The organism is Roseomonas aerilata DSM 19363, from assembly GCF_000711725.1.
GTDB classification, from domain to species: Bacteria; Pseudomonadota; Alphaproteobacteria; order Acetobacterales; family Acetobacteraceae; genus Roseomonas; species Roseomonas aerilata.
On sequence record NZ_JONP01000038.1, the window covers coordinates 22,172 to 32,038 of the forward strand.

A 9,867-nucleotide genomic window follows, 5' to 3' on the forward strand; every position below is an offset into this window, starting at 1 on the left:
CTTCTGGAGGATGAGGGAGCGTCGCCCCCTCAGGATCTTACCCCGGCCAGACCGCTAGGCCGACCCGTGCACCACAGTCCTGGTGAGCGGTTGCCTTTAATTAAGGCCACGTTGATAGAGAAGGCAGGTCGTAACGGCGAAACCCACATTTCGCTGTCCCGTTGCCCCACTACCATCCCCGAAGGGCGCAGGTCAGGCTTCGCCGCGCTGCCCGGCCGGGTCGAGAAACGAGAGGATCCACTGTGGCCGCTACCTCCGTCCGAACATTTCCGAAGCCGCTCCACCCATTGCACGCGATCCTGCTTGCCTTCCCGCTCCCACTGTTTCTCGGCGCGTTGCTTAGCGATTACGCCTACCGGGAGAGCTTCCAGATCCAGTGGGCCAACTTCTCGTCCTGGCTCCTCGCGGGCGGGCTGTTCTTCGGCGGCTTCGCCCTGCTCTGGGCCTTGGTGGACGTGTTTCGGAGCGGACCGATACGAAGGCGGCGCGCAACGATCTACTTCGTCGTGCTGCTTGCAGCCTGGGTGGTCGGCTTCGTCGATGCCCTCGTTCACTCGAAGGACGCCTTCGGGATCATGCCGGAGGCCCTCTTTCTGTCGGCGATCGCGACTATCCTCGCGCTTGTTGCGGCGTGGATGGGGTACTCCGGTTTTCAGTCCAGGGAGGTGGTGTGATGCGCGCGATCCTATTGATCGGCACTGTGGCGCTTACCCTGTGCGCCTGCGACAGCGAGCCGACCCCGGAGCAGCACGGCTCCAACCCGAGCCTTCCAGCACCGCATCGCGGCCTGCTGCCTGACATGACGATCCCTCGGCTAACAGCCTGGGGCAATGATCGTCCGACGGTGCCGCAGGGCTACACGATCCAGGCCATCGCAACGGATCTCCGGATCCCGCGCCAGACCCTTGTCCTTCCCAACGGCGATATCTTGGTGACGGAGGGAACGGGCGGCCAGGGTGCGCCTCGGCTCAATCCCAAAGCCTTCATCGCGAACATCATAAAGAGCTGGGGCAAGACCTCGGTGGCGGGCGGTAACCGGCTGACGCTGCTGCGCGACGCCGACGGCGATGGCACCTACGAGACCCGGAGCATCTTTGCGAGCAACCTGAATGGGCCTTACGGCCTCGCCCTTGTCAACGGCGTCCTGTATGTCGCCAACCAGGATGCGCTGGTGCGCTTCGACTATCGAGAGGGGCAGACCGAAGCGAGCGGAACGCCGACGCTGGTGACGAACCTGCCCTCAGCGATCAACCACCATTGGACGAAGTCGTTGGCCGCCAGCCCCGATGGCCGGTTCCTCTATGTCGGCATCGGTTCCAACAGCAACATCACCGAGCGTGGGATAGACGTCGAGGTCGATCGCGCCATGGTGTGGCAGGTTGACCCCCAGACGGGCGCTCACAGGCCCTACGCGACCGGCCTCCGCAATCCCACGGCCCTCACGATCCAGCCGGGAACGGGCCAGCTCTGGGCGGTGGCGAACGAGCGGGACGAGATCGGCCCCAATCTCGTGCCGGACTACCTGACATCGGTGCGCGAGGGCGCCTTCTACGGCTGGCCGTATAGCTACTGGGGCCAGAACGTCGACGTCCGCGTGCAGCCGCAGAATCCGGAGCGCGTCGCCTCGGCCATCCGCCCCGACTACGCCTTGGGGGCGCATGTGGCAGCGCTTGGCGTTGCCTTCTCAACTCCTGCCATGGGAGCGGGCTTCGCAGACGGGGTGTTCGTCGGCCAGCACGGCAGCTGGAACCGCGCCTCTCCTGTTGGCTACAAGGTTGCGTTCGTGCCGTTCCGTGACGGCCGACCGGCCGGAGATCCGATCGACTTCGTGTCCGGCTTTCTGAATAGCGAGGGTAATGCGCGCGGCCGGCCGGTCGGGGTCTCGGTGGATCCCCGTGGCGCCTTGATCGTCGCCGATGACCTATCGAATACAGTCTGGAGGATTACAGCAGCCCGGTAGCGCTGCCACGCGGGGGATCTCTGCGGAAGCGCAGATCGCCCCATCCCCGTGGATCCTGCTCCGTCCACACCATGTTATGCGCCATCAGTGACCCTCCCCCTAATGGTGGGCACCTCGGATAAGCTCCTGAGGGAGCGAGGTGCCCTGATCATGACGGCGGGGCGTGAGTTCACGGAGGAGTTCAAGCGGGAGGCGGTCGGGCTGCTGGAGAGCAGTGGCCGCCCGCTGATGCAGGTGGCAAAGGATCTGGGGATCCAGCCTTTCACGCTGCACAATTGGCATGGGCGGCTTGGATCTGTGGCGGTCGGGCTCCGGTTGCGGAGCGCCCCGTCACGACGGCAGCAGACGATGTTTGCGGAGGAGGGCGAGCTCCGCCGGCTGCGGAAGGAACTCGAGCGGGCGCAGATGGAATGCGAGATCCTTAAAAAAGCTGTCGGCATCTTTTCGGGCCAACCGAGATGAGGTTCCGTTTAATCGAGGACCACCGCGAGGTGTCCCACATGCGAGTAATGTGCTCGGTCCTGGAGGTGAGCGCCAGTAGGTACTACGCGTGGCGGGCGCGGCCGGAGAGCACCTGCTCGGAGGCCGACCAAGTGCTGCTTGAGAGCGTCCGCCGAGTTCGTGCTGACAGCCACCGCCACTACGGCAGCCCGCGCGACACCCTGGCCCAGGAGCTGACGCTTACCGCCCTGAGGATGGCCATCACCAGCCGCCGGCCAGGTCCGGGGCTGCTGCACCACGCGGACCGCGGCAGCCAGTACGCTGCCCATGACGACCGCCGCCTGCTGACCAAGCACGGCATGCGCTGCTCGATGAGCCGGAAAGGCGATTGCTGGGACAACGCCCCCATGGAAAGCTTCTTCGGCAGCCTCAAAACCGAACTCGAGGAGGACGGACCGTGCCCGACCAGGCAGGCCGCACGATCAGCCCTCTTCGCCTTCATCGAAGGCTTCTACAACCAGCAGCGCCTCCACTCAGCGATCGGCTACAAGGCGCCAACTGAGATGGAACAACTCGCCGCGGCCGCCTAGGCCGTAACCCGTGTCCACTTCAGTGGGTGATGGTCATCCCCGTGATGCTCTGCTGGGTCGGAGGCGCGCGCGAAGCTTGGCCCGCCGAGTCCCACCCCTCGGCCGCCCGCTGCGCCTGACCATCGGCTCGCCGCTTCTTTTCCCCGGAACTGCGAACGACCGCCCCGGCTGGACCACCATCGCCGCCGCCACACGAGATCTTGGCCCATCTCGCAACCCGGCCTCGGGTTCCCATCTTATGCCGGACAGCCTCGCAGCCCGTTGACGCGGGCCCTGCGATCCGCCGGAATGTCTCCGGCGCCCGAGAGCTACCCTTAGGAGGAGCGAGACATGGCTTGGAAGACCCCGAAGGTTGTCGAGATCAGCGTCGCTATGGAGATCAACTCCTACGCCTGTGCCGAGATCTAGGCGCACTGCCTGAAACGCCCCGGCCTCCGGCCGGGGAGTGGGAATACGATGCTCCGGCTAATTGTGCTCGGCGCGGCAGCGGGCGGCGGATTTCCTCAGTGGAACTCCGCCAGTCCCGCCTGTTTGCGCGCACGCGCCGGCGATCCTGCCGCGCTCCCCAGGACCCAATGCTCCCTTGCCGTTAGCGCGGATGGAGAGCGATGGGTGCTACTCAACGCTGCCCCCGAATTGACCGTCCAGCTCGCCGCTAACCGCGCTCTGCACCCGCGTCCGCCTTTCGACGGCAATGGCCCGGGCGCCGTCCGCCACTCCCCCCTCGCTGCCGTGGTGCTCACGGGCGCCGAGGTGGACACGGTCGCTGGCCTCCTCTCGCTGCGCGAACGCCACCCCTTCGCGCTGCACGCCACCGCTCCTTCCCTCGCCGTGCTGGACGCCAATCCCATCTTCGGCGCCCTTAACCCGGCCATCGTCCCCCGCCGCGCGCTACCCCTGGGGGAGCCCGTTGCCCTACGCGACGCCGCGGACGCATCCCTGGGCCTAACGGTCGAGGCCTACCCCGTCCCGGGCAAGGTCCCCCTCTTTCTTGAGACCCGCGATGAGGCGGAACCGGGCGAGGAGGGCGCCACCATTGGCCTCGCGATCCGTGCCAGCGGCGGCCCCGCCGCTCATTTCATCCCGGGCTGCGCGATGATGACCGACGCCCTGCGCGCCCGCCTTCGCAACGCCGCCCTCGTTCTCTTCGACGGCACCCTCTGGCGCGACGACGAGATGATCCGTGCCGGTGCCGGCCCCAAGACCGGCGCCCGCATGGGCCACATGTCAATCTCCGGCGAGGCGGGCGTGATCGCGGCCTTCGAGGGGCTGGGCGTGCGCCGCCGCATCCTCGTCCACCTGAACAACACCAACCCCGTCCTACTGGAGGACAGCTCGGAACGCGCCGCGGTCGCCGCCGCAGGCTGGGAAGTCGCCGAGGACGGCATGGAGATCACCCTGTGAGCGCGCTTCTGTCGCCGCCGGAACTGGAGGCGCAGTTTCGCGCCATTGGCGCCGAGCGCTACCACAACCTGCACCCCTTCCACCGCTTGCTGCATGACGGGCGCCTCAGCAAGGGCCAGGTCCAGGCTTGGGCACTCAACCGCTACTACTACCAGGCCAGCATCCCAGCGAAGGACGCCTCCCTCCTAGCCCGCCTACCCACCACCGACCTCCGCCGCGAGTGGCGCCGCCGTCTGGAGGACCATGACGGCGACGGCAGCAAGCCCGGCGGCGTGGAGCGCTGGCTCGTCCTCACCCGCGGCCTCGGCCTGGACGATGCCTATGTCACCTCGCTGCACGGCCTCCTCCCCGCCACCCGCTTCGCCGTGGACGCCTATGTCTACTTCGTTCGCGAGCGAACGGTGCTGGAGGCCGTCGCCTCTTCCCTCACCGAGATGTTCTCTCCCGCCATTATCTCCGAGCGCGTCAGCGGCATGCTCCGCGCCTACGACTTCGTGGACGAGAAAACCCTCGCATACTTCACTCCCCGCCTCACCCAGGCCCCTCAGGACGTCGCCTTCGCCCTTGACTACGTCACCCGCCACGCCCGGACCCGCCAGGAGCAGGAGGCGGCTCTGAACGCACTCCGCTTCAAATGCGACCTGCTCTGGGCCCAGCTCGACGCCCTGCACCACGCCTATGTCGCGCCCGGCCTACCGCCCCCCGGCGCTTTCGTGCCGTCATGAGCATCACAGGCACCACCACCCCACGCTTCGCCCGCGGCATGCGCCTGCGAGAGGATCCGGCCCGTGCACGCTGGGTGGTGGTCGGCCCCGAGCGCCTCTTCGTCCCCGACGATATCGCCCTCGAGATCCTTCGCCTCCTCGACGGCACCCGCAGGGTAGACGCCATCGTGGACGAGCTTGCCGCCCGCTATGCTGCCCCGCGTGACGCCATCGCCGCCGACGTCCTTGCTCTCCTGACCGACCTGCACGCCAAGGGCGTATTAACAGCATGACTCCGCCAGCCCCCCTCGGCCTGCTGGCGGAACTCACCCACCGTTGCCCGCTGCGCTGCCCCTACTGCTCCAACCCCACCGAGCTCTCCCGCGCCTCGGCGGAGCTCGATACCGAGACCTGGGGCCGCGTCTTCCGCGAGGCCGCCGCCCTCGGCGTGCTGCAGCTCCATTTGTCGGGCGGCGAACCCGCCGCTCGCCGCGACTTGCCCGAGATCGTCGCCCACGCCACCGCCGCAGGCCTCTACAGCAACCTCATCACGTCAGGCGTGCTGCTCGACGCCGCGCGGCTGAAGGTCCTCGCCAGAGCCGGCCTCGACCACGTCCAGCTCTCCGTCCAGGACGCCGAGGAAACCTCCGCCGATCGCATCAGCGGCCTGCGCGGCGGCCACGCCCGCAAGCTCGCCTTCGCCCGCGCCGTTCACGAGGCCGACCTCCCGCTCACCCTCAACGCCGTCGTCCACCGCCAGAACCTTGACCGCTTAGGCGATCTGATCGAGCTCGCCACCACCCTCGGCGCGACCCGCCTCGAAGTGGCCCACGTCCAGTATTACGGCTGGGCGCTCCGCAACCGCGACGCCCTCCTGCCCAGCCGCGCCCAGCTTGAGGCGGCCACCGAAACCGTCACCACCGCCCGCGTCACGCTCAAGGGCCGCCTCGTCATCGACTATGTCGTGCCCGACTACTACGCGCGCCGCCCCAAGGCCTGCATGGGCGGCTGGGGCCGCTCCTTCATCGCGGTTTCCCCGGCCGGCCGCGTCCTGCCCTGCCACGCCGCCGAGAGCCTCCCCGGCTTCGACTTCTTGAACGTGCGGGACGCATCCCTCTCCGAGATCTGGACCCATTCCGACGCCTTCCAGCGCTACCGTGGCACCGGCTGGATGCCGGAGCCCTGCCGCGGCTGCGACCGGCGCGAGATCGACTGGGGCGGCTGCCGCTGCCAGGCCTTCGCCCTCACCGGCAACGCCACCAACACCGACCCCGCCTGCGCCCTGTCCGCCGACCACCACCTGCTCGACCTCGCCGTGCAAGACGCGGCCGTCGCAGGCGGGAACTTCACCTACCGGGAGATGGGGCCGACCATTGCGACGGGGTGAACAGGGCAGGGATAGTCTGGGGAGAGGAAGAAAGAATCTTCCTTTCCTCGAGCCCTTACTGCTGCGCCGCGTAATCCGCGATCGCATCGAGCTGCACGTCCGTTAGCCTCTGCATCGCCGCGTTCATCTGCGTATTCGTAAGGCTCTCCTGCAACTGTGTTGCACGGATCAGCTTGCAAGCGCAGCGAGCCGCGGGAGCATCTGCGTTCACGTGATGCGGACATACTCCGAGCGTCCGAGCTCAAGCATGCGGTTCAGCACACGGACAGCGACGGCCACTTCGGTCACACGGCGCTCGTCCGTGCGCGAACGCACCGCGCCGCCGATGACGCACTTGAACCTGTGCGCCAGGTGCCCCACCGGCCGATCGAGGACTTCACCCCGGCTGCGCTCCTCGCTCAGCCGAGTGCAAGCGTGCTGGTGGGCGGCCCCAACGTGCCGGAGAGAGACCTTGCAAGCTTTGTCGCGGCTGTGCTGGCCCGACCGGACCGCTACAGCTTCGCCATCGGAGGCGTCGGCAACTCGCTGCACATGCAGACCGTGCTGTTCCGCTCGGCGCTCGGCCTGTCGGGGCCGAAGGTGCCGTTCCGCGGGACGGCGCCCGCGCTCGTGGATGTCGGCGCCGGGCATGTCGACGCGATGTTCGCTCCGCTGGATGTCGCCGGCCGGCATTGGCAAGTTGTTCGGCCAGAAAGCCAGTTTAGCCGCGTGGATCGAGGATTTGGCAGGATCAGCAAGCCGCCTGGACGCAGGTCTCCTGCTGCCAGCTGCGAAAAGCCTTGGTGCGGGCACGCCGGTACTCGCCGGCGGCTATCAGGTGTCGACGCGGACGGAACTGGCCGTAGATCATGCTGTGGGCTGACAAGAACCGCTGAGCCTGCTCGGGCGACTTGAAGCGCTGCATCTGCCGCTCTCGCCGTCGGGTGGGCCGGTGCGAGTTTTCCGCCCGGTTGTTCAGGTAGCGGCTGCTTCGATGCCGGACCTCGGGTAGGAGTTCGCGCTGGGCCACGCCGTGGCTCCTCAGCCCGTCAGTGACCAACCGGCGCGGCTTGTACTTGAGCCCGGCCAGCAGGCGCTTGAAGAACCGCTTGGCCGCGAACTCCGAACCGAACTTGCGGCACCAGTTCCGGATGCTCTCATGGGTGACGGTGACGCCCCGCTCCGCCAGGATCAGTTCCACGTCCCGTAAGCTCAGGCTGAACACATGGTAGAGCCAAACGGCATGGCTGATGATCTCCGCCGGAAAGCGGTACCCAGCGTAGGTAGAAGGGTCTGAGGTCATCCAGGCGGACTGCCCCGGCTCGCTCCTACCAGCCACGCCCCATCAACTTGCCAATGCCCTTGCTCGGTAGTCCGACGCTTTCTCATGAAGGGCGGCCTGACGGATCCACTCCGGCTCCGGCTCCGGTGCCTTGCCTAACCGCCGATCGATGTCAGGCGACCCAGGTGTTTTCCATTTTACCATCTCGTAAACCGCTGCATTTTCAACTCGGCCGCATGATTCCTGTGAGGATGGTGCGAGCGTTGGCCTCTTCAATCCTAACACCCCGTCATCGCCGTCAGGATCTCTGGTGGGGTCACATCGAAGTCGGGCGCCATGATGATTTGGCCGCGCAGGGCTCCCCGGCGACGCTCGGTTGCGCCGGCCGTGCTGGGCAGGGCGGCGTAGGAGGCCTCTAACCCGGGTCGCGCGGCGGTTAAAGATTCGGCGGCCAGTTCGAGGACGATCTGCTGCTCGTCGAGGGTCAGCGCCACGAACGGGAGCGCTCCCGCTAGGACGTCCTTGACCCGAGCGATGGTGGTCGATGGGAGAGCCGCCAACCGGCGGCTGAGCTCGACTGTCCTGGATGGTGTAGACATCAACGCCCCTTCGAAAGACAAACTGGCACGCCCTCCCGCACTTGGTCGAGAAGTCTGGGGTCAGGACTCATTGACCTAGAAGAGCACGGTGGCGGCGAGGCGGATGGCAGACATAAAGGTGTGGGCTTGAGCTGTGCGACAGCACAAAAGGCAGCCACTAAACTCCTGGGATCGGAGTCGCTCCGCCTCGAGGTCCGGAACGCGGATGGAACCGTCGCTGTCTACCACATCAACTCGGCCGCCAAGGCAGCGGCGATGCGGAACCATGGCCCCGCGAGCCTGCGGCAGGCCGTGCAGGACCATCTCGCGATAGCCGCGACGCGGTATGGGAACGCTGCCCAGATCGTGCGCAAATTCATAGACGACCCGTTTGCCGTCGAGATGAGGCTGGCCGATCTGCCAGATGACGTCGCCATCTGGTGCCAGCAGGAGATGCTTGACGACGATCTGACCGATGAGGACGGTGAGGCGAAGTCGCTGCAACGTGTCGAGCACAGCTGGATCGTCGACCGGCTGGACAGTGACCAGCGTACTCTCCTGCATCTGACATCGGTGCTCGCGGCGCTGGATGTGGCTCTCGTTGGGTAAATTCGGGCTCTCGTGAGCATGCCGGCCTGCTCACGAGAGCCTATCGCTCTGCTGCGCTGGGATCTGCGGTGCGTTGGACAGAACCGGGGCAAACTGCCGTTGGAGCCACGCTGAAAGGGACTGTCGGGCCCCCGACCGGTTAAAGGGATTATCATGGGCCCGCTGCTCCTCCAGGCGAAGGGGAGGCGGTCGGTCGCCTAGCCTCCGGCCGCGCCGGCGCCTCCCTCATGCAAAAGGCGAGGGCTTCGGCGTTCGTCTCCGGCAGACGGTTCTCCCCGGACGCAGGCAGCGCCGCGATGACGGCATCCATCGCATCCACCGGGTTTCCACGAGGGGGGCGTCGCCAGCCACTCCCTGGCAGTGGCGATCGCGGCCCGGCCCGGGATCTCCACCTGGAAGGCCCGAGCGAGCGCCGCCCTGTGGTGGGGGCCATTCCTCTGGAGGGTGAGGACAACCCAGTGGAGGAGCGCCTCCAGCGCGAGCCGGAACGCCTGCCTTATTTGGCGGTCTCGCGCATGGTGAAGCTGCCGAAGTCAGGCAGCGAGAAGCGGCCAGTCTCGATGATCTCTTCCTTGGTGGCGGCGATCAGGTCGGCCGCGAGAGGCCCGACCGTGCCGTGTGGTCATGGCCTCCTGTGCCCGGCAACACTCGAACCACAGTCGGCAACGCATCGTTCAAGTGGCAGGGGAGGGGGGCTTCTCCGGCCGAGGCCGCATCACACGCCCGACGGGTGGCTTCCACTCGCCACGCTTTCGGGCAGACCAGGCATACCGGGGATCGTGGTCCAACAAGTGGAGGTGGTCCGCGAGCCGGTTGCGCTCCAGCCAGCCCACGGCGGCTTCCAACTCAGCGAGTGTCATGGCGGCGCGTGCCTTGTCGCCGGTGACGCGCTTCAGGGCCGCGTTGTAGCGGTGATACAGCCCTGGTCCCGCG

Annotated in this window: 12 protein-coding genes and 2 pseudogenes; 10 read left to right on the plus strand and 4 right to left on the minus strand. The window is 66.9% G+C overall.

The window, feature by feature from the left end; genetic code table 11:
• The first annotated feature begins 242 nt into the window (after positions 1 to 242).
• The 10 genes and pseudogenes from BO39_RS24610 to BO39_RS35380 all read left to right on the plus strand — a co-directional run.
• On the plus strand, positions 243 to 674 hold the full coding sequence (locus tag BO39_RS24610; RefSeq protein WP_043838630.1) for a DUF2231 domain-containing protein: 432 nt from the start codon (positions 243 to 245) through the stop codon (positions 672 to 674).
• Positions 674 to 1,960, plus strand: coding sequence for a PQQ-dependent sugar dehydrogenase (locus BO39_RS24615; protein WP_043838632.1), 1,287 nt, complete (start codon positions 674 to 676; stop codon positions 1,958 to 1,960). The genes BO39_RS24610 and BO39_RS24615 overlap by 1 nt, the downstream gene beginning before the upstream one ends.
• A gap of 150 nt (positions 1,961 to 2,110) precedes the next feature.
• A complete protein-coding gene (locus BO39_RS35370; protein WP_043838660.1) occupies positions 2,111 to 2,422 on the plus strand; it encodes a transposase in 312 nt (103 codons plus the stop codon).
• The gene (locus BO39_RS24625; RefSeq protein ID WP_052402579.1) at positions 2,419 to 2,991 is read left to right on the plus strand and encodes an IS3 family transposase; all 573 of its coding nucleotides are present in this window, start codon (positions 2,419 to 2,421) and stop codon (positions 2,989 to 2,991) included. The genes BO39_RS35370 and BO39_RS24625 overlap by 4 nt, the downstream gene beginning before the upstream one ends.
• A 330-nt stretch (positions 2,992 to 3,321) precedes the next feature.
• Positions 3,322 to 3,399 (plus strand): pyrroloquinoline quinone precursor peptide PqqA, encoded by a 78-nt coding sequence (pqqA, locus tag BO39_RS35375; RefSeq protein WP_084698462.1) that lies wholly within the window; start codon positions 3,322 to 3,324, stop codon positions 3,397 to 3,399.
• 48 nt (positions 3,400 to 3,447) lie between these two features.
• Entirely contained in the window at positions 3,448 to 4,395 is a 948-nt protein-coding gene (gene pqqB / locus BO39_RS24630) for a pyrroloquinoline quinone biosynthesis protein PqqB (RefSeq protein WP_043838635.1), read from the plus strand.
• Positions 4,392 to 5,120 carry a pyrroloquinoline-quinone synthase PqqC gene (pqqC, locus tag BO39_RS24635; RefSeq protein WP_043838637.1) on the plus strand — a complete coding sequence of 243 codons (729 nt, stop codon included), beginning with the start codon at positions 4,392 to 4,394 and terminating at the stop codon, positions 5,118 to 5,120. Before pqqB ends, pqqC begins: the two co-directional genes overlap by 4 nt.
• The gene (pqqD, locus tag BO39_RS24640) at positions 5,117 to 5,392 is read left to right on the plus strand and encodes a pyrroloquinoline quinone biosynthesis peptide chaperone PqqD (protein WP_043838639.1); all 276 of its coding nucleotides are present in this window, start codon (positions 5,117 to 5,119) and stop codon (positions 5,390 to 5,392) included. The genes pqqC and pqqD overlap by 4 nt, the downstream gene beginning before the upstream one ends.
• Complete coding sequence (gene pqqE / locus BO39_RS24645; protein ID WP_052402580.1) at positions 5,389 to 6,486, plus strand: pyrroloquinoline quinone biosynthesis protein PqqE; 1,098 nt, start codon at positions 5,389 to 5,391, stop codon at positions 6,484 to 6,486. Before pqqD ends, pqqE begins: the two co-directional genes overlap by 4 nt.
• Before the next feature lie 351 nt (positions 6,487 to 6,837).
• Positions 6,838 to 7,128 (plus strand): annotated as a pseudogene (locus BO39_RS35380) (tripartite tricarboxylate transporter substrate-binding protein); the annotation flags it as partial.
• Between the two features lie 88 nt (positions 7,129 to 7,216).
• Here BO39_RS35380 and BO39_RS24650 read toward each other — a convergent pair.
• From BO39_RS24650 to BO39_RS31570, 4 genes and pseudogenes are all read right to left on the minus strand, one after another.
• Entirely contained in the window at positions 7,217 to 7,768 is a 552-nt protein-coding gene (locus BO39_RS24650; protein ID WP_043838643.1) for a DDE-type integrase/transposase/recombinase, read from the minus strand.
• A 257-nt stretch (positions 7,769 to 8,025) separates the two neighbouring features.
• Entirely contained in the window at positions 8,026 to 8,241 is a 216-nt protein-coding gene (locus BO39_RS32975) for a hypothetical protein (protein ID WP_156963896.1), read from the minus strand.
• A gap of 180 nt (positions 8,242 to 8,421) precedes the next feature.
• Positions 8,422 to 8,889, minus strand: a complete 468-nt coding sequence (locus BO39_RS32980; protein ID WP_156963897.1) for a hypothetical protein — start codon at positions 8,887 to 8,889, stop codon at positions 8,422 to 8,424.
• Between the two features lie 719 nt (positions 8,890 to 9,608).
• Positions 9,609 to 9,867: pseudogene (locus BO39_RS31570) on the minus strand (hypothetical protein); the annotation flags it as partial.